Annotated in this window: 14 protein-coding genes, 1 tRNA gene and 1 riboswitch; of the genes, 5 read left to right on the forward strand and 10 right to left on the reverse strand. The window is 68.4% G+C overall.

The window, feature by feature from the left end; all coding sequences use genetic code 11:
* Nucleotides 1-10 precede the first annotated feature (10 nt).
* Nucleotides 11-1,255 carry an ATP-grasp domain-containing protein gene (locus tag VF557_09700; GenBank protein HEX8080469.1) on the forward strand — a complete coding sequence of 415 codons (1,245 nt, stop codon included), beginning with the start codon at nt 11-13 and terminating at the stop codon, nt 1,253-1,255.
* On the opposite strand, the gene cobC is transcribed toward VF557_09700, so the two are convergent.
* The 6 genes from cobC to VF557_09730 are packed head-to-tail and all read right to left on the reverse strand — an operon-like array spanning nt 1,227 to nt 9,487.
* Nucleotides 1,227-2,717: an Rv2231c family pyridoxal phosphate-dependent protein CobC gene (gene cobC, locus VF557_09705; protein ID HEX8080470.1), complete on the reverse strand. Its 1,491-nt coding sequence runs from the start codon at nt 2,715-2,717 to the stop codon at nt 1,227-1,229. The genes VF557_09700 and cobC overlap by 29 nt on opposite strands.
* A 60-nt stretch (nt 2,718-2,777) precedes the next feature.
* Entirely contained in the window at nt 2,778-4,136 is a 1,359-nt protein-coding gene (locus tag VF557_09710; GenBank protein ID HEX8080471.1) for a cobyrinate a,c-diamide synthase, read from the reverse strand.
* Nucleotides 4,133-4,747 carry a cob(I)yrinic acid a,c-diamide adenosyltransferase gene (gene cobO, locus VF557_09715; protein HEX8080472.1) on the reverse strand — a complete coding sequence of 205 codons (615 nt, stop codon included), beginning with the start codon at nt 4,745-4,747 and terminating at the stop codon, nt 4,133-4,135. Before cobO ends, VF557_09710 begins: the two co-directional genes overlap by 4 nt.
* A complete protein-coding gene (locus VF557_09720) occupies nt 4,747-6,975 on the reverse strand; it encodes a magnesium chelatase subunit D family protein (GenBank protein ID HEX8080473.1) in 2,229 nt (742 codons plus the stop codon). Before VF557_09720 ends, cobO begins: the two co-directional genes overlap by 1 nt.
* A complete protein-coding gene (locus tag VF557_09725) occupies nt 6,972-8,528 on the reverse strand; it encodes a cobyric acid synthase (GenBank protein HEX8080474.1) in 1,557 nt (518 codons plus the stop codon). Before VF557_09725 ends, VF557_09720 begins: the two co-directional genes overlap by 4 nt.
* On the reverse strand, nt 8,525-9,487 hold the full coding sequence (locus tag VF557_09730; protein HEX8080475.1) for a cobalamin biosynthesis protein: 963 nt from the start codon (nt 9,485-9,487) through the stop codon (nt 8,525-8,527). The genes VF557_09725 and VF557_09730 overlap by 4 nt, the downstream gene beginning before the upstream one ends.
* Before the next feature lie 93 nt (nt 9,488-9,580).
* Nucleotides 9,581-9,719: riboswitch (cobalamin riboswitch) on the reverse strand.
* A gap of 160 nt (nt 9,720-9,879) precedes the next feature.
* Here VF557_09730 and VF557_09735 point away from each other — a divergent pair.
* A tRNA-Lys gene (locus VF557_09735) sits at nt 9,880-9,952 on the forward strand.
* A 120-nt stretch (nt 9,953-10,072) separates the two neighbouring features.
* Nucleotides 10,073-10,429, forward strand: a complete 357-nt coding sequence (locus tag VF557_09740; GenBank protein HEX8080476.1) for an ArsC/Spx/MgsR family protein — start codon at nt 10,073-10,075, stop codon at nt 10,427-10,429.
* A 228-nt stretch (nt 10,430-10,657) separates the two neighbouring features.
* On the opposite strand, the gene VF557_09745 is transcribed toward VF557_09740, so the two are convergent.
* The 4 genes from VF557_09745 to VF557_09760 all read right to left on the reverse strand — a co-directional run bounded on the left by VF557_09745 (nt 10,658) and on the right by VF557_09760 (nt 17,089).
* Complete coding sequence (locus tag VF557_09745) at nt 10,658-12,463, reverse strand: ABC transporter ATP-binding protein (GenBank protein HEX8080477.1); 1,806 nt, start codon at nt 12,461-12,463, stop codon at nt 10,658-10,660.
* Nucleotides 12,457-14,220: an ABC transporter ATP-binding protein gene (locus VF557_09750; GenBank protein HEX8080478.1), complete on the reverse strand. Its 1,764-nt coding sequence runs from the start codon at nt 14,218-14,220 to the stop codon at nt 12,457-12,459. Before VF557_09750 ends, VF557_09745 begins: the two co-directional genes overlap by 7 nt.
* A gap of 250 nt (nt 14,221-14,470) precedes the next feature.
* Complete coding sequence (locus VF557_09755) at nt 14,471-15,631, reverse strand: thioesterase domain-containing protein (protein ID HEX8080479.1); 1,161 nt, start codon at nt 15,629-15,631, stop codon at nt 14,471-14,473.
* Between the two features lie 30 nt (nt 15,632-15,661).
* The gene (locus VF557_09760) at nt 15,662-17,089 is read right to left on the reverse strand and encodes an AMP-binding protein (protein ID HEX8080480.1); all 1,428 of its coding nucleotides are present in this window, start codon (nt 17,087-17,089) and stop codon (nt 15,662-15,664) included.
* A 565-nt stretch (nt 17,090-17,654) separates the two neighbouring features.
* Here VF557_09760 and VF557_09765 point away from each other — a divergent pair.
* Together VF557_09765 and VF557_09770 are read left to right on the forward strand one after the other, a co-directional pair.
* Nucleotides 17,655-19,145 (forward strand): AMP-binding protein, encoded by a 1,491-nt coding sequence (locus VF557_09765; GenBank protein ID HEX8080481.1) that lies wholly within the window; start codon nt 17,655-17,657, stop codon nt 19,143-19,145.
* A gap of 19 nt (nt 19,146-19,164) precedes the next feature.
* Complete coding sequence (locus VF557_09770) at nt 19,165-19,731, forward strand: phosphopantetheine-binding protein (GenBank protein ID HEX8080482.1); 567 nt, start codon at nt 19,165-19,167, stop codon at nt 19,729-19,731.
* Nucleotides 19,732-19,929 lie beyond the last annotated feature (198 nt).

The raw sequence follows: 19,929 nt of genomic DNA on the forward strand, positions 1-19,929 counted from the left end.
TAGCCAGGCCATGCCCGAGCAGCGCCGCCCGGTCGTCGCGATCGTGGACTCCTACACCTGCAGCGACTTCCTGCTGACCGCCTTCCACGCACTCGAGGTCGACGCCGTGCAGGTGAGGAGCGATCCCGGGCTGCCCTCGTTCAGCCCGAGCATGAAGTACCTGGCCACCGTCACCGGCGCCGACACAGCAGCGCTGGCCGACGAGCTCGCCCAGCACTCGCCGATCGCGGTGGTGGCCGGGATGGAGCCCGACGTGCCGCTGGCCGACGCTTTGTCCGAGCGGCTGGGACTGCACAGCAACGGAACGGCGCTGTCCTCGGCCCGCCGGAACAAGTACGACATGGCCGAGACGCTGCGCCGGGCCGGCGTCCGCTGCGCCGAGCAGTTCAAGAGCGACCGGGCCGCCGACATCGTGGCCTGGGCCCAGGCGGCCGGGCGGTATCCGGTGGTGGTGAAGCCGCTGTCCTCGGCCGCCACCGACGGGGTAGCCATCTGCGCCGACGTCGAGCAGGTGCGTGAGGCCGCCGAGGCGGTCCTGGGCACCGAGACGCTCTGGGGCGAGGCCAACGACGAGGTGCTGATCCAGTCCTACCTGGACGGCGTCGAGTACGTCGTCGACATGGTGTCCTGGCAGGGCAGCCGCTACACCTGCGGCGTCTGGGAGTACCACAAGCGGCTGGTGGGCGTTCACAACCTCTATGACTACGAGATCGCGTTGCCGCCCGAGGACGGCCGGGTGGCCGAGCTGATCGACTATGTCGACAGCGCGCTGACAGCGCTGGGCATCGGATACGGGCCCACCCACGCCGAAGTGATCATCACCGCGGACGGCCCGACCCTGGTCGAGGTCGGCGCCCGGACCGCCGGCAACCTGTACCCCGCCTTCTCCGACGAGTGCCTCGGCGTGAACCAGGCCCACCTGGCGGCGCTGGCCTATTCACGGCCGCGGGAGTTCCTCGATTCCTATGCAGGTCGCCGTTACCCGTTGCTGCGGCAGGCCTGCGTCTACAACGCCGTGGTCGACCTCGACGGCGTGGTGCGGCGCGTCAACGCGGACGTGGTGGCCGAGATCGAGGCAATGGACACCGTGTTCGAGCTGAGCCTGAAGTACAAGGAAGGCGCTCGGATCCGGCCGACCTTCGACCTGCTCTCGAGTCCCTTGAAGATCTTTCTGAGGGCGGACTCGCTCGAGGACGTGATGCGCGACTACGCCCGGATCGAGGTTCTCAAGGACCGGCTCTTCGAACTCGACTGAGGACGTCCAGGGCCGCCAGCAGCGGCTCGGTGGCCGCCTCGTCCCGGACCGCGATCCGGATCCACCCCGGGCCCAGGCCGGGAAAGGTGTCGGCCCGGCGCACCGCGATTCCGAGCGATCGCAGCTCGGCGTGCAGGCCCGGCCACGCCGGATGCCTGGTGAGCACGAACGGCCCGGCTCCGTCAGGATGGAGCTCGAAGCCGCGCCTGGCGAGCTCGCCGGTCAGCGCCCGGCGGTGCGCGGTCACCGCGGCGGCCCGGCGGTGCGCCTCCGGCAGCGCCACCTCGGACAGGCAGGCCTGCGCGGCGGCCAGCGCGGGACTTGAGACCGCCCAGTGCGGTTGCACCGCGGCCGCGGTGGCCACCGCGCCGGCGTCACCGAGCAGGTAGCCGACCCGCAGGCCGGCCAGCGCCCAGGTCTTGGTCAGCGAGCGCACCACCACGATGCCGCTCAGGTCCTCCTGCTCGGCCAGGCTTTCCGGCTCGCCGGGAATCGAGTCCAGAAACGCCTCGTCGACGACGACCAGCCGGCCGGGCCGGCGCAGCGCGAGCAGCGCCCGCATCGGGTGCAGCGTGCCGGTCGGGTTGGTCGGGTTGCCGATCACCACCAGGCCGGCCTCGTCCGGTATCCGGTCCGGGTCCAGGGCGAACCAGTCGGCGGGGTCCAGCAGCACCCGGTCGATCCGCCAGCCGGCCGCCCGCAGGGCGACCTCCGGCTCGGTGAACTGCGGGTGCACGATGACGGCCCGGCCGGGCGAGAACCCTTGCGCCAGCAGGGTGAACGCCTCCGAAGCACCCGCGGTCAGCAGCACCTCCGCCACCGGCCGGCGGTGCCAGGCGGCGACCGCCGCGGTCGCGGCCCGCGGATCCGGATAGCGGTCGAGTTGCCGGCAGGCCGCCGCGATCGGCTCGCTCAGCCAGTCCGGCATCGGCTCGGAGCTGACGTTGACAGCGAAGTCGAGCAGCCCACCGGACAGCTCGGCGTCGCCGTGATGGTGCAGATCAGCCAGCCAGTGCCTGGCGATCGCCACCGTGGCGCGCGGGCTGGCGGTCTTGCCGACCAGCAGCTCGACCGCCGCCGCGGGGTTGCCGGCCTGCCAGCCCGGCAGGCCGAGCAGGGCTGCCGCCTCGGCCACGCTGGGCGTCCCCAGCACCGCGTCGACCACCGGGCTGGGATGCGGCACGGCCACCCTGGCCAGCTCGGCCGCCGAGTGCAGCACCAGCGGGACGCCGAGCCGGGCGGCCAGCTCCACCAGGCCCTGCTCACGGGCCTTGCTGTCCACCGTCGCGATCGCGGTGACCGCGGCGGAGTCCAGGCCGAGCTGGTCCAGGGCGATGTCGAGCAACGCCCGGGCCTCTTCCACCGACACCCCGAAGCTGGCGCCCATGCCCGCGATCAGCATCGGCTCGGCCGTCAGGGCCTGGCTCACCGCCGCCGGACGGCGTGGCCTGATACCCCTCACCGGACGGCCTTCACGGTCTGAGGCCCTTCACGGTCTGAGGCCCTTCACGGTCTGAGCCCTTCACCGGCAGGCCTCGACGAAGCGCTGGGCGGCTGAAGGCTGGCCGGCCCAATGGGTGTGCAGGTAGGAGGCGTGAACGCCGGCCGAGCTGAAACCCTGCCGGGCGCCGCCCTGGTCACCGGCGTAGCGCCAGGCGGCCACCTCGCCGTGCGCCGGGTCGGTGACGGTGCGGTGGAACTCGTGGCCGTGCACCCGCTCGCCGGCCCGGGCCACGGCCGAGTCGGCCTCGGCCACCGCCTCCCGGTAGCCCAGTGTCAGCTTGGCGGTCATCCGGGCCCGGGCCTGGATCCGGCCCACCATCGGCTTGCCGTCCAGCTCGGCAGCCAGGTACAGCAGGCCGGCGCACTCAGCGGCGATCGGCCCGTCGAAGGCGGCCAGGTCGGCGCGCAGGCCGGCGTTGTCCGACAGCGCCTCGGCGTGCACCTGCGGAAAACCGCCGCCGATCACCACGCCCCGGCTGCCGCTGGGCAGCGCGGCGTCGCGGGTCGGGTCGAAGGGCAGCACCTCGGCGCCGGCCGCGGTCAGCAACTCGGTGGTCTCGGCGTAGCTGAAGGTGAAAGCGGGCCCGGCGGCCACCGCGATCGGCACCCCGTCGCCGACCCGCTCGACCTCGGCGACCGGGTCCCAGGCGGGCGCGGTCAGCTCCGGCGCCGACTCGGCGATGGCCCGCACCGCCGCCAGGTCCAGGCTCACCTCGATCAACTCGGCCAGCGCGGTCACCGTCCGCTGCGCTTCGTCGTGCCGTTCGGCGGCCGGGATCAGGCCCAGGTGCCGGGACGGGGTGACCACCGCCGCCGACCGGCCGATCGAGCCCACCACCGGCACCCCGACCTCCTCCAGAGCCTGGCGCAGCAGCAGCTCGTGCCGGTCACTGCCGACCCGGTTCAGGATCACCCCGGCGATCCGGATGCCCTTGTCGAACAACTGCATTCCGAGCACCAGGGCCGCCGCGGACCGGCCCTGCGCGGTGGTGTCGAGCACCAGCAGCACCGGCGAGCCGGTGAGCCGGGCGATGTGGGCGGTGGAGGCGAAACCGCCCCGGCCGACCGCGCCGTCGTGCAGTCCCATCACGCCCTCGATCACGGCGATGTCGGCCGGCCGCGGGGTCATCGCCCCATGCCTGAGCAACGGCGCTATCCGGTCCTCACCGACCAGCCAGGCGTCCAGGTTGCGTCCCACCCGGCCGGCGGCCAGGGAGTGGTAGCCGGGATCGATGTAGTCCGGGCCGATCTTGTGGCAGCTGACCTCCAGCCCCTGCCTGCGGAAGGCGGCCAGCAGCCCGGTGGCCACCATGGTCTTGCCGGTGCCACTGGCCGGAGCGGCGATCACCAGCCGGGGCAAGTTCAGTGGCTGGCTCACCACTCGATACCCCGCTGCCCCTTCTGGCCGGCGTCCATCGGATGCTTCACCTTCGTCATCTCGGTCACCAGGTCGGCGTAGTCGAGCAGCGCCGGCGCGGCGTCGCGGCCGGTGATCACCACGTGCTGCGAGCCGGGCCGGGCCGCCAGGGTGGCCACCACCTCGTCGGGGTCCACCCAGCCCCACTTCATCGGGTAGGTGAACTCATCCAGGACGTAGAACCGGTAGCTCTCGGCGGCCAGGTCCCGCTGGATCTGACGCCAGCCCTCCTGGGCGTCGGCGGCGTGGTCGGCCTCGGTGCCGGGGCGCTGGATCCAGGACCAGCCCTCCCCCATCTTGTGCCAGGCCACCGGCGCGCCCTGACCGGTGCTCTGGTGGACGGCGTTCAGCGCGGCGAAAGCCGACTCCTCGCCGACCCGCCACTTGGCGCTCTTGACGAATTGGAACACCCCGACGCTCATGCCGGCGTTCCAGGCCCGCAGCGCCATCCCGAACGCGGCGGTCGACTTACCCTTCATCGACCCGGTGTGCACCATGGTCAGCGGCCGGTTGCGCCGCTGCCGGGTGGTCAGGCCGTCCTGCGGAACGGATTCGGGTTTCCCTTGCGGCATCAGGCGGCCTGCCAATCGTTGACGAGAGTGGTGAGCGGTTCGCTGGTGACCTCGGCCAGCGGCAGGTACTGCGCGTGCAGGTCATAGGCCAGCCGTTGCGCCAGGCCGAGGCGGACCAGTCCTCGCTCGCAATCGATGACGACCATGTCGTGATTGTGCAAGCCGGCTCCGGCGCGGGCCGCGGCCCGGGTGTCGGCCCGGCCGTCGGTGATCAGCACGATCAGCGGCCGGCGCAGCGGATCGCGCAGCAACTCGGTGCGCACCACCTGCGCCGCCTTGGCCACGCCGGCCGCCAGCGGGGTGCGCCCGCCGGTGGCCAAGTCATCCAGCCGCCGGGCAGCGTGGGACACCGACCCGGTCGGCGGCAGCACCAGCTCGGCGCCCTTGTCTCGAAAGGTGATCAGGCCGACCTTGTCACGGCGCTGGTAGGCATCCAGCAGCAGCGACAGAATCGCCGCCTTCACCTCGCTCATCCGCGCTCGGGCCGCCATTGACGCGCTGGCGTCGACCACGAACAGCACCAGGTTGCCCTCCTTGCCGCGCTGGTCGGCGCGCCTGAGGTCCTGGCCGGTCAGCCTGAGCGGGCCGCCGTCATAGGAGCTGCGACCCCGATCCTTCTGGTGCGGGGCGGCGGCGGCCACCGTCGCCCGCAGGTGGATCGGGCCTGCCTGGCTGCCGGGCGGCAGGGCGCGCACGGTCCGGCCACGGCCGGTGCGGGCGGCGGCCCGGCGGCCGGGGGTGGCCAGTGACCCGCCACTGCCGCGCAACACCTTCGCCCGGCCGGCCTTGCCGGTGGCGGCGGTGCTCGCCTGTCCTGCGTTGCCGGCCTGCTGGTCGGTGTCCGGCGCCTCGGCCCGCTCTCCGGCGGTTCGCTGCGGTTCCGGACTGCCTTGCGGTTCCGGACTGCCTTGCGGTTCCTGATGGTCCTGTGCTGGCGGGCTGTTCCGCGCGTCCGCGCTGCCGTCCTGCGCCGCGTCGGGATCTTCGGGTGGCGCGCCGCCGTCCGGACCGGGATCGGGCTCCGGCGGTTCCGGCTCGGTGTCGCGGGCGCGTTCCAGCGCCTCGTCCAGGGCGTCGGCGTCCATGCCGGGCTGGTCGAAGGGGTTGCGCCGGCGGCGGTGCGGCAGTGCCAGCAGCGCAGCGGCCCGGACGTCGGCTTCGAGAACCTCGGTGCGGCCGTGCCAGGCGGCGTGCGCGGCGGCGGTCCGGGCGGTGACGATGTCGGCGCGCATCCCGTCGACGTCGAAGGCCGCGCACACCTCGGCGATCTGGCGCAACGCCGCGTCGCCGAGCACCACGTCGGGCAGCAGCTTGCGGGCCGCGACGATCTGGGCTGCCAGCTCGGCCTCGGCTTTCGCCCATCGCCGCGCGAAGCCGGCCGGGTCGGCGTCGGCGTCCAGCCGGCGACGGACCACGTCGACCCGGACCGCGGGATCGCGGCTGGCCGAGACGTCGACCGTCAGGCCGAACCGGTCCAGCAGCTGTGGCCGCAGCTCGCCCTCCTCCGGATTCATCGATCCGATAAGGACGAACCGGGCCGGATGGCTGACCGAGACGGCGTCTCGCTCGACGTGGTTGCGGCCCATCGCCGCGGCGTCGAGCAGCACGTCCACCAGGTGGTCGGCCAGCAGGTTGACCTCGTCGACGTAGAGGATGCCCCGGTGCGCGGTGGCCAGCAGTCCCGGCTCGAAGGCCCGGACGCCGTGCGCCAGCGCCCGTTCCAGGTCCAGCGAGCCGACCACCCGGTCCTCGGACGCGCCGACCGGCAGCTCCACCAGCCGGGCCGGCACCGTGACGGATTCGACGGCGGCGTGCGGGTCGGCGGCCTGCGGGTCGGCGGTGTGCGGGTCGGCGGTGTGCGGGCCGTCCGGGCAGTGCGGTTCCGGCGCGGCCGGGTCGCAGCCGAACCGGCAGCCGGCGACCACGTCGATGGCTGGCAGCAGCGCGGCCAGGCCGCGGACCGCCGTCGACTTGGCGGTGCCCTTCTCGCCGCGCACCAGCACGCCGCCGATGGCCGGTGACACCGCGTTGAGCAGCAGCGCCAGCCGCATCTCCTCCGCGCCCAGCACCGCCGAGAACGGGTAGCCGGTGTCCAGATAGCCCTTGTTCATATAGCCCTTGTCGTTGATCGTCTTGGCGTCGGAAGTCTTGTCGGTGATGGTCGTGGCGTCGGAAGTCTTGCCGGTGATGGTCGTGGCGTCAGGAGTGTCGCCAGAAGTGATTGTCATGGCTTCGGTGCTCCTGGGGGCAGAAACGGCAGGCCGGACGGCGGACCGGCGGTGATCAGGTCGGTCAACGCCTCGATGTCCAGGCCGGCCTCGACGGCGTCGGCCAGCCGGTCCAGCTGGCGGGCCCGGCCGGCGGCGATCTCGGTGTCCGGCGCGGCGGTGAAGTCGCGGCCGGTGACGGCGGCGATCCTGGTGAGGAACCGGCGGCGGAACTCGTCGCTGTCGAAGGCGCCGTGCCACATGGTGCCCCAGACCGAGCCCACCCGGTAGCCGTCCAAGAAGGGTTCGCACGGCTCGGCATTGCTTGGGTCGGCGTTGCTTGGGTCGTCACCGCCCCGGTTGTCGCCGTCCGGCAGCAGCGTGGTGCGGCCGTGATGGATCTCGTAGCCGGTGCTGACAGCCGCCCCGAACGCCTCGCCGGTGGGCCGGCCGAGGATCTTGTCCTGCTGAAAGCGCACCGTCACCGGCAGCAGCCCGAGCCCCGGCACCGTGCCCGCGCCGGACTCGACGTCATCGACGATGGCCCGGGCCAGCATCTGGTAGCCGCCGCAGATGCCGAGCACCGGAGCGCCCTGCCCGGCGCGCTCGGCCAGCGCGGCGGCCAGGCCCTGCTCGCGCAGCCAGGCCAGGTCGGCGACGGTGGCCCGGCTGCCCGGCAGCACCGCCAGGTCGGCGGCGGCGACCTCGGTCGGCGAGGCGGTCCAGCGCACCGTCACGCCCGGCTCGGCGCCGAGCGCGTCCACGTCGGTGGAGTTCGAGGTCCGGGGCAGCCTGATCGCGGCCACCGTCAGCCGGTCGGCGCCGGTCGGCGGGCCGCCATCCAGGGCCGGCGGGGTGGACAGGGAGTCCTCGGCGTCCAACCGCAGGTCGGGCAGCCACGGCAGCACCCCGAACACCGGACGCCCGGTCAGCTGCTTCAACATGTCCAGCCCCGGCGCCAGCAGCCGGTCGTCGCCGCGGAACTTGTTCACCACGAAGCCGGCGATCAGGGACTGGTCGCGCTCGCTGAGCAGCGCCACGGTGCCGTAGAGCGCGGCGAACACGCCGCCCCGGTCGATGTCGCCGACCACCAGGGTGGGCAGCTCGCGCTGGTCGGCCAGCCACATGTTGGCCAGGTCGCTCTCGCGCAGGTTGACCTCGGCCGGGCTGCCGGCGCCCTCGCAGATCACCACGTCATAGCGCTGGCGCAGCTCGTCATAGCTGGCCAGCACCTCCTTGCGCAGCGCGGACTTGAACTGCCGGTAGTCCAGCGCGCTGGCCTCGGCGTAGGGGCGGCCGTGCAGCAGCACGTGCGAGCGCCGGTCGCTGCCCGGCTTGAGCAGCACCGGGTTCATCAGCACGCTGGCCTCGATGCCGCAGGCCTCGGCTTGCAGCGCCTGGGCGCGGCCGATCTCGCCGCCGTCGGCCGCGACAGCGGAGTTGTTGGACATGTTCTGGGCCTTGAACGGGGCCACCGAGACGCCGCGCCGGGCCAGCAACCGGCACAGGCCGGCGGTGAGCAGGCTCTTGCCCGCGTCCGAACTGGCTCCGGCGACCAGCAGCGAGCCCTTCACGCCGGCCTGCCTTTGCAGGTGGCTCTGTCGCGCAGGAGCAGCGCGGTGACCAGCACCGCCAGGGTGGCGTACTGGGTCAGGTGGCTGAGTTTCGTCGCTCGCGGGATGTCGTGCGGTTCCGGCGCCCGGCCGGCGCCGAGGAGCGGACGGTGCTCGGTGTGGCTGGGGTAGCTGGTCGGGCCGCCGAGGGCCAGCCCGAGCGCGCCGGCCGCCGCGGCCTCGCACTGGCCGGCGTTGGGGCTGGGGTGGCCGCCCGCGTCACGGTTCCAAGCGCGGTAGGCCCGGGCGGGTGAGCCGCCGACCTGGCCGGCCAGCGCGACGGTCAGCGCGGCGGTGAGTCGTGAGGGTAAGAGGTTGGCGAGGTCGTCCAGCCGGGCAGCGGCGGTGCCGAACCGGGCGTAGCGGGGCGAGCGGTGCCCGACCATGGCGTCCAGGGTGTTGACGGCGCGGTAGCCGAGCAGGCCGGGCAGGCCGGCGACGGCGCCCCAGAACAGCGGCGCGGTGACCGAGTCGGAGGTGTTCTCGGCGACCGACTCGACGGTGGCTCGGGCCAGGCCCTTGCTGTCCAGCTGCGCGGGGTCACGGCCGCACAGGCTGGGGATCAGGGCCCGGGCGGCTTCGGTGTCGTCGCGGTTCAGCGCGGTGGCCAGGTCAGCGGCGATCCGGCGCAGGCTGCGGCCGCCGATCACGGTCCAGGTGGCGGCGGCGATGGCGACGGTCCTGGCGGTGGGGTGCTGGGCGGCGCGCCGCTCGACCAGGGCCGCGGCGGCGGTCACCGGCAGCACGCAGGCCAGCGCGTAGGTCGCGCCGGCGAGGCGGTCGTCGCGGTAGATCCTGCGCTCCAGGGCGGCGGCGGCGGCGCCGAAGCCGGCCACCGGATGCCCGCCCCGGGGGTCGCCGAGCAGCTCATCGGCCAGCACGCCGAGGACCAGGCCGACTGCGACCGGAAATCGGGACATCTAGGGTGAGAGCGCGCGTTGTCGGATGGCTCGGGCTGGCGTCATTCAAACCTCCGTCGGGTGTCCACGCCCTGGGGCTACTGCCGACGACCGAAGTATCCTGGCTCCCGAATCTGCCAGGCCTACGGCCCAGCGCGCTCGCCCCATCTTCCAGCCGCGAGGCCGTGATGTAGCGGGGTCCGCTCATCGGTGACAGTGGCGGGACCGCGCCGGATTCGCACCGGACTTCCTTCACTGTCGTCGTTGCCGCCCACCCAACCACAGGGGGTCGGACCGGTCAACGTGAGGTCGCTGGGGTGCCTGGGCAGGGTCGCCGCCGGATTTCGAGCGGTCCAACGGGCTCTGCTAAGGTTCTCTCTCGTGCCCACCGGCCAGGGGGCACGATGTTGTAGGCGCCGCTAGCTCAACTGGCAGAGCAGCTGACTCTTAATCAGCGGGTTCGGGGTTCGAGTCCCTGGCGGCGCACAACGTAGTGGATCCCGACATCATGCTGTGCGCTTCGGCGCGGACTGACCCACCGAAGCAAAGGGCTATCGGTCCGCAAGACATATTCGGCAGGCCTGCCAGCCCAGTACGCTGCTGGGCATGGCCGACGTCACGATCTTGCACAACACCGCCTGCTCGACGTCGAAACATGCGTTGGCCGAAGCCGACAACACCGCAACCGCCGCCGAGGTCGTGCACTACCTCAAGACGCCACTCGACCGCGCCGCGCTGTTGGCCCTGATCGGCAAGTTAGAGGATCCGCCGGCGGACCTGGTTCGCAAGGACCCTCACTTCGCTCAGCTCGGCCTCGACGCCGATGACTTCGTCACGCCCGAGGCGGTGGCCGACCTTCTTGTCGAGCATCCGCGCCTGATGCAGCGCCCGGTGCTGATCAAGGGCGAGCGCGCCATCATCGGCCGCCCCAAGGACCGTGTTCGCCCCTTCCTGGAGCCCTAGCGGGCAGGCAGGCCGACGTCCCCGCTCGCCCTCCTACGCATTCTTGCCGCGGACAGCGCTCGTCGATCTCGGGCAGGCGCTTCGTTCGAGGTAGCAGCGAGGATCACGCCCCATGGGCGCTCCTGCATCCGCATCAACGACTCACGACACGAGCGACTCAGATGATCACCGATGAGCTGCGAATCCCGCTCTCAACTTCGAAGAGCCAAAATGGCGACAGCGGCGACGTCATGGCAACGCATCGCCTGAGCGCAGCTCGGGATGGAGCTGGCGCAGGGGAGGGCAATCGACGAGCAGAGGCAGGAACTCACCCGTCCCCACCACCTGCCCCGCCTCCAGCATCACCACGATGTCGGCTCGCATGAGAGTCGGAAGCTTGTTCGTGACGATCAGGAGAGTCTGACCCGACGCCTGAGCACTGGTGATCAACCGGTCCCACAACACCGTCTCGGTCTGCACGTCCAAGGCGGCGGACACGTCGTCGATGACCAACAGGTCAGCTTCGCGGGCTAGCATCCGCGCCGCGGCCAGGCGGTGACGTTGCCCGCCCGAGAGCAGGTAGCCACGAGGTCCCACCGCCGTGTCGAAACCCTCGGGCATCGCCGCGAGGTCTTGCTCGAAGACCGCCCGGTAGGCCGCATCGCGCTCGATATCGCCGTCGCTGGGGAGACCGAGCAGGATGTTCTGCCGGACGGTGTCACTGAAAAATTGCGGGTTCTGCGGCAGATAGGCGCACCGCGGGGGTTTCAGGAAGCTGGCGGGATCAGCAATCGGTTCGCCGTTCCAGTACACCGTCCCGGCGTCGGCCGGCAGCATTCCCAGCAGACACTGGACGAGGGTGCTCTTGCCAGATCCGACTTGGCCGGTGATGACCGTCATCGAGCCCCGGACGAGCGCCAGGTCGACGTCCCGCAGCGCGAACCCGTCCGGTCCGTACCGGTAGGACAAGCCGCGTATCTCGAGCTGCCGCAGCTCATCCGCGGAGGAGCCCGGATGTTTGTCCGCCGTTGCCTCGGGAGGCCCGCCGCGCAGGTACAGCGGGCGGCGCCGACCCAGCTCTGCGATGTGCTCGCCTTGCTGCAACGCGGCCAATCGCTCGGCGGAAACCCTGGCCTGCCGCCATTGTCGTAGGAAGTCGCCGAGCACGACGACGCCAATCCCCACCTCCTGCAGCAGGTAGGTGAACAGCGCGAGGTCACCCACCGTGAAATCGCCCTGGCGGAAGTCGTCGGTTGAGACGAGGAGGATGAGGCCGACGCCAAGAGCCAGGACGAAAGCCGATGAGGAGTGCAGGACTGCGACGAAGACGTTGTCGCGGACGGCGGCCTGGCGCCGCACCCTGTTGTGCTGGACCAGCCGCGCGATCACATGACTTTGTGCTCCGCTAAGCTTGATCAGCTGAATATTGGCGAAGATTTCCTGTAGGAAACCCGACACCTCACCGGCTGCCTGCCTGCTGCGCCTCCGAAACCGGTTGATGCGCTGCCCGGCGCTGTAGCTGATCAGTATGACGCCGAGTACTGGCAGCAGTACGAGCACGGTCACTCGTAGGTTGATATGCACCATCACCGCGACCGCCACCGTCGTGAACGACAACGACGAGGTCAGATTCGTCAGGCCGCCGCGCTTGCACAGCGCCTCCACGACCTCACGCACATCTTCCATGAACCGGTTCAGCGCATCGCCGACCGGCGTGGGCAGCGCGCGTGCCGCCGGCAGCGACATTATCCGGTCGAACAGGTTTTGCCGCAGCAGTGCCAGCAGGACACCGCGGAGGGCGGTGTCGGCGGCCATCCACCCGATGCCGAGACCAACGTGAACGGCTTTGACAAGCATCAAGGCCACGATCAGCCAGATGGCGAGGGTTTCGCCCTCGGGCGCTGCTAGGCGGTCGAGGACCTGTTTGGCGATGAGGCCCGGTATTATGCCTACGAGGAAGAACGCCGCTCCGATGGCGGCGTCTGCGAGGAACGCCCAGCGGTGCTGCCGCAGCAGCACGAGAGGCAGCCGCCTCGCGCGGTCCCGGGTCAGCATGACCGCTCGCCGCCCGGTGTGGCCTCAAGGTCGTTCACACCGTGAGCTAGCAGTCGGCTGAACCTCGACCGAGGATTCGCGACGAGGTCGAGGCGCCGGCCATACTCGGCGACCTGCCCGTCCTCCAGAAGGAGGATCCAGTCGGCTTCGGTGATAGTCGACAGTCGATGCGCGACCACGACCCCGGTCCGGCCGGTCAACAGCTTGGTCATGGCTTGCCTGACCAATTGCTCCGTGGCGGGATCCAGACGCGATGACGCCTCGTCCAGCAGGACCACGGCCGGGTCGCTCAGGAACGCCCGGACGAATGAGACGAGCTGCTCCTCGCCGGCGGACAGGCCGGAGCCGCCTGGCACTAACACCGTGTCGAATCCGGCGGGTAACCGTTCCAGCCAGCCGCTCATTCCGAGTTCCTCGAATGCGCGACGCACCTCCGCATCGGACCGGGACTGGTCGAAGATGGTGACGTTGTTCCGCAGCGTCGTCTTGAACAGCTGCACTTCCTGCGGGATCACGACCACTCGCTCCCGGATGCCGGGACGGTCGATGGCGGCGATATCCACGTCGTTCAGCAGGATCGTGCCGCCGGTCGGCGCGTACAGGGCGGCCAGCAGCCGCACGAGCGTGCTCTTGCCGCTGCCGGTGCGGCCCACAACTCCGAGGGTGTCCCCGGCGGGCAACACGATGTCGATGTCGCGGAGCGCGGCGGGCAACTCCGGGGAATAACGGAAGCTCATTCGGCGAAGTTCGATGCGTACGGGCCCCGGCGGAAAGGGTCGTCGGTCGCCCATCGGCGTCGTGCCCGGAAGGTCCAGGAGCTGCTGCAGCCGCCCTACGCAGGAAGCGGCCGCCTGGTAGTCCTGAACTTGATAGGCCATCTGGTCCAACGGCTGCATCATTTGCTGGGTGTAGAGAAAGACCAGGAAGACCGTGCCGATGGTCATCGCACCAACGGAATAGAGATGTGTCGACCAGAGCAACGCCACCGCGGTGCCCGACCAGGCGGCGAAGGAGGCCGCGGCCCACAGCGCGATGATGCCCCAGATGCCGGCCGACTGCTCTGCGCGAAAGACTTCCCGGGTGGCGCCGGACAGTCGCTGTCGCGTGTACGCCAGGCCACCCACGCCCTGAACGTCGGGCGCGGCGGTCAGTGCCTCCTCGAGAAAGCCGCTTAGGCCAGCGGATGCCTGGCGGAAACGGTTGAACGACGTCCGACCCAGCCGGGCGAGCCGGCGCAGCGCCAGCGTGACGAGGACGGTGAGGACACCGATGCTGACACCGATCCGCCAGTCGACCAAGAGGAGCGCGACGATCAACCCAGCCAGCAGCAACACTTGCCCTACCACCATCATCACGAATCGGGACAAGAAGTTCGCCAGCAAATTGACGTCGCCTTCGATCCTCTCCACCATGTCACCGGGGCGGGTGGCGTTGTGAAAGTCCATGCCTAGCGTCAGACAGTGCTGGGTGACGTCGACGCGAACCTGGTCCATGACCGTCCGCGCCAGGCGCTCAGCCACTGCCGCTTCGCCGACGGCGGCCAGCTGAACCACCAGACTGACGAGCAGGTACCCGCTCACCAGTATCGCCGCGGACGCCACGGGCGGGGCGGATCGAGTCATCTCCTGATCGATGTACTGCCGAATCAGCAACGGTGACAACAGGCTGAGCCCGACACCACCGAATAAAGTCAGCGCCAGAACTGTGATTGCTAGTGGATGCCGGCCTAAACGGCGCGTAGCGAAGCGCCAGGTCATCCCCCGGCCTGGCGACGGCGAACCCGGTGCGGCCGTCGCATTTCCCTGCGGATCTACGGTATCGGCGTGCGTAGTGGGATCCGCGGTTTGCGATAACTCCTTCACGGATGGACGCTGGTCGTGTCGTCGGCCACGATCGCTATTCCAATCGCCTTGGTGCTGGATAAGCCTGCATCGGCATTCGGCGGCGCCGCATCAAGCCCAAGCGCGCAGGAGCAAGCAACCGTCGTGATACCAAGGCCATAGCTCGTCACGGCCGAAGCCAAGAGGGCCGGAGTGGCTCAACGGGACTCTCCACGAGTCCAGGGGATTGGCCCAGCGCGTTCGCGAATAGTTCGGCGAGCTCAGGCGAAAGGAGCGCGGTGAAATGGTCTCCCGGCACCCGGAGCAGCTCTACCGGCCCGTGGAAGAAGGAACGACACTGTTCCAGAACTCGTCCACCGCCTTGCCGCTCGTATTGACTCGACACGACGACCGTCACAGGCGCATCGATCGTCGGCGGCTCGTGCTGCGAGGCCGCCACCATCAATCTGAAAAATGATGCGTAATCGCGGAACAACAGCGCGCGCTCGCTGTCGTGAAGTTCGAAGTTGTCGTCAAGCCGAGCAAACAATTCGACGTGCGGTTTCAGTGCGGACAGCAGCTCGGGCAACTGGTCCGCGCGCCTCCGGTCCACCGAAGTACGGCGGAACTCGTCGATGTCGTCCAGAACCTTGAGCAAGTCAGGATTGTTGCGAAGGTCCTCAGAAGACAGTTCCAGGAGCTGCGACATCCGCGCCGACCGTACGTGCGGTTGAAGCGCCGGGTCCACGAGGATGAGGCGCCGCACCGGTCGGCCTTGCCGCTCGCGGCGCGCAACCGCCTCTATCGCGAGGTCCGCCGCCACAGAGTAAGCAGCCACTACTGGGCTCTCGGACAGCCAGCGGCGCACGGGCGCTGGATACTGCGCCAATAGGTCTGAGACCGAGACCAGGGGGGAGTCCTCCCGGACGTCCGGGGGCTCGACGGTACACACCACGGCCTGAGCGGTCGGCGGCAAGAGACTCAGTATCACGCTGACCCGACCGAACGGAAGGAGTAACGGCACCTGCCTCGAAAGGTCGCCATCCCAACTTCTGGAACCGCCATCACCAGCACCCCGCTTCTCACGGGCTAGCCGCGCGAGGTCCTGTACGGTCGGCCGCAGAAGGAATCGTTCCAGCGCCACCTTCACGCCGGTTTCCTCGGCGACCCTCCCTATGATGCGCAGAGCGTCGATGGAGGTAGCGCCGATCTCGAGGAGATTTTCCCAGGGGCGGACACTGGTCCTCAGTGTCTGCTCGACTATGAACCAGATAGTTGATTCCACCACATCGATGGGGACACGAGAGTTAGGGTCGTTGTTCTCCCGCATCGCTGAGTCGGCGTTCACGCGTCGTATCCTTTTGGGTGGTGGAATGGATTATCGAGTTAGCGCCTGGTAATCGATCTTGCCCGAGGTGAGGCGGGGAAGGGCCGCTACTTCATGGACTCTGAAGGCGGAGTATGGCAACACGAAGTCAGCCGCCAAACGCCGAACGGAGGAATAGTATTCCTTTGGTGGGCATTCGGCGAATAACACAACACAGTCACCCCCATCAACCGCGGCGGTCGAACTGACCGTGCCTAGGCGCAATTCCAGGTCGTCGAGCCCGAGCCGCTTTCCCATGATCTTGCTGATTCGTTTAGTCCGGCCAACGAGATACAAATAGCCGTCCCGCAGAAAGCCCAGATCCCCGGTGGCCAGGCGGCCGCCAAGCTGATCGCCCAGCGACAAGTCTTGGCGCGTGCTCGCATACCCGTGCATGACGTTCGGCCCCTCGTACCAGACCTGGCCCACGATGCCGTCAGGCTGAGGGAGCCCCACCTCATCCCGTATGTCAATGCTGCCGCCTGGTATGGCTGTACCGACAGAGCCGATACGGCCAGGCTCGCTCTGCGGGTCCAGACAGGCAATCCGCGCGGTGGCCTCGGTCTGGCCATACATCACAAAGAATCGAGCTCCGGCGCCATCTAGGGCGGCGGAGTACAACCGGACCAACTCATCACGCAGATGGCCGCCAGCCTGGGTCATCACCCGCATCCTCGGCAGTCCCGCGATCTGGGGAAGACGGCGGGCCAACGTCTCGTAGGTCGCCGGCACGCCGGCAAAGCTTGTGCAGCCGTCACGGGCAAAGTGTCGCCAGAACGATTGGCTGCTCGGAGCATCCGCGGAAAGCGCCACGGATGCGCCGCGGATTAGGTGACTGTTGAGCACCGAGAGCCCGTAAGAATAGTGCAGTGGCAGTGAGGTCGCCGCGCGATCGGACGGCTTGATATCAAGCGTCTCGGCGATTGCAAGCGCGTTGCTCACCACCCCTGCATGGGACAGGCGGACCGACTTGCTACCGCCGGTCGTCCCAGAGGTGAGTAGCACGAGCGCGAGGTCAGCATCAATGGCGGCGCCTGGCCGACTGTGCGCGCGCCAGATCGCGGTGGCGGGCTCGGGCCGACCCACGAGCCCGTAACGGTTGGCGACATCTGTCTCCGGCAGGGCACCCGGGCCAACGACGAACTCGGGTTGGTACGCCGTTAGGAAGCCGTCCAGAGCGGCGGAGTCGATCGCCGGATCAAGCAGAGCGACCGCGTGGCCGGCCTCCCAGGCCGCGAGGTACGCAAGCGCAGTCGACAAGACATTCGCGCCCAGACACACCACGAGCACTTTGTCGGGGGAGGAGAAAACCCGCAGCCAGTCTTCCAACAAACGACGCACTGTTGCATAAGAAAGCTCTTCGCCATCGGGCAGAACAAATACGGTAGAATCCCGTCGGTAACCGGCGGCCTCAAGCGGTGAGGTCTGTACAAGCATCATATCTCCACTATAAATAGCACCGGCTAGCGCCGCTTCGGCGCCGCCGCCACTAGAAAATCAAGGGGGAATAGAGCATCGCTTGACGCGTCGCTACATCGCTTTCGATCGACTGCTCTCGGTTGAGTTGCTTCCGCCGTATGTGGTAGAACCCGCCCCAGGGAATATTGTATAGATTATACACCTCGATATCGCAACCGGTATCGATGCGCAATCCACTATGGCCTTGCAAGCTCTCGACTGTCGAGCCGTTAACGTGGGCAATCGTTCGACATGGCGCAGGACCAGCGCTCCGGCACGGTCGTGAGGTACCCGTCTTGAGGTCTCTGGACCAGACGCCTGCCAGTGAGAGCAGGGCGTGGGTCCAACGGTCCCGGCCGCTGCTCGACCGGTTTGGCGACCCGGGCGGTACCGTAATCACGGTGGACGCTCTGCACTGCCCCACGCGACCACAACGCCAGCCGTCCGTCTCGCCGCATGACTCAGCGGCCACCGCCCATCGAGAACGAAGATCTACTAGTGCTTGGGCGGCGAGCGTGAAGTCTGCAGCAATTCTCAGGAGCCACTTGTGGATCTGACCGCTCGCGACCGTATCGAGGAGATAGCGCGGAACCGGCCAGGCGACCCAGCTCTGATCGGCTTCGACGCGGATCTGACACCTCAACGGGTCAGCTGGCTGGAGTTCGCCACAGAGGTAGGCCGAATCTCAGATGCGATGCAGGCCCAGGTAGGGGGTGACCCTCAGCCACCCGTCATCGCGGTGGACGCCGCGAACACCACGGCCTCGGTGTTGCACATCGTAGCGACGCTCTGCGCGGGGATGACGCTACTGCCACTTAACGCCAAGGCGCCCAAGGCAGAGCGCCAACGCCTACTCGACCTCGTCGCAGCCGAGCACGGGCCGGTCCTAGGGATTAACGACAACCTTGCGCTGTATCCCCGCGCGGAGCCGGCAAGGCGATCCGGCGCTGCCACAGATCTAGGAGAACATAGGCACAGCTCGTTCCTACTTCCTACCGGGGGAAGCTCTGGAACCATCAAGGTGACGGCGCACCCGGGCCCCTTCGGCTACAACGCAGCGCGGGTGCCTTCGCCATTTCTCCGCCAACTCGGCTGGCGGTCCGGCCAACGGCAGCTCGCAGTCGGACCGTTGCATCACGCTGGCCCGTTCCTGACCTTGTTGGATGGCGTATGGGATGCGAATACTGTGATCCTTCAACCCGTCTTCTCGCCACAGTGGTCGATCCAGCTGATTCAGGAGCAGGCCGTGGAATGGGTTCAGCTGACTCCCTCCTACATGCGGGCCATTGTCCAGCTGGCTGACCCGAAACCGACTTCATTCGCCACTGTGCGCGCGGTTGTGCACACTGCCGCCGCATGTGACGACATGACTAAGCGGGCATGGATCGATCTGGTGGGTCCGAGTCGGCTATACGAGTACTACGGCGCGACCGAACAGGTCGGCGTTGCTGCTGTGCGGGGTGATCAATGGTTGATCCGGCCAGGCACGGTGGGCAAGGGAGTATTCACCCAGATCCGCATCCTCGATGAGGCGGGCAGGCGCATGCCGCCGCGAGCCGTCGGGCGGGTGTTCATGCGTTCAGCGCACGGCTACCACAGCCGCCACTCTGCGGGCGAGGGGCACATCGAGTCTACCGTGGACGGGTTCAAGAGCGTTGGTGATCATGGCTGGTTGGACGAGGACGGTTATCTGTTCTTGGTGCCACGTCGCGACGATATGATCAATGTCGGCGGAGAGAACGTTTATGCGGCCGAAGTGGAGGCAGTGCTCCTCGAACACCCTCGGGTGAGAGATGCGGTCGCGGTAGCGATGCCCGATGCTGACCTCGGCTGTGTGGTGCGTGTCTACGCGACAACCCAGGATGGGGAAGCCGCAGATATCGAGAGCTTGCTGATTCACTGCCGGCGTCGCTTGGCCGGGCACAAAGTGCCTCGACGCATCGATATCGTTGATGAGGTGCCAAGGTCCCCCGCGGGTAAACTGGAACGCTGGCGGCTAAGTAGCACACAGCCGGACGCGCCCACTAGCCCAACGTAGATCGCAAGGAAGGGACTACATGTCACCCCGCATCACAGATCTAGAGCCGGTTATAGCCCAGCATCCAGACGTCCGGGAAGTGGCGATCGTGGACCTGCCGGAGGCGGATTCGCTGGCAGCGCGGCGGGTGGCTGTCGTGGTCCCTCGAGATTTCGCCAGTGCGCCAGAGATCCGCGAATTTGCTTGGGAGACGCTTGGTGATGAAGAGGCGCCCGACGGCGTGTTGCTCGTGCGCCAGCTTCCGATAGCGGCAGACGGCGCTGTCGATCTCCTCGCGCTGCGACGGTGGATCGACGAAGAGCCCGACAGCCTGTCCGTGTACCTTCCACCGACGACGTCGACTGAGAACGAACTTGCCGTGCTATTTGCGGAGTTACTAGGCAAGCGGCGGGTAGGGGTTAACGACGATTTCCTGGAGCAAGGCGGCAATTCGTCGATCGCGATCGAGGCGATAAACCTCATCGAGGAGCGGCTTGGCGTCCGACTCGGCCTTGAGGAATTCTTCGACGGAGGGAGAATTCGTACACTGGCGGTGCTGACCGACCAAAAACGACAAGCGGATCCGAAGGCGGATGATAAATCGTAGTGCGTCATTTTCCGCCGTCCGGAAGCCGAGCGGACACTCTTCGCACTCGTTTTCGGAGCGCATGTCTCACCGGGGAAGATAGCTACCTCCGTACGTGGATTCCCGCTGGAAGGCTTGTTCGTCCTCGCCGTAGTGAGGGGCACTGAATTGGAAATTGTGCTGAGCGGGAGGGGCCACAGCCCCTCCAGTGCCACATGG

It is taken from the genome of Jatrophihabitans sp. (assembly GCA_036389035.1).
Lineage (GTDB): Bacteria > Actinomycetota > Actinomycetes > Mycobacteriales > Jatrophihabitantaceae > Jatrophihabitans_A.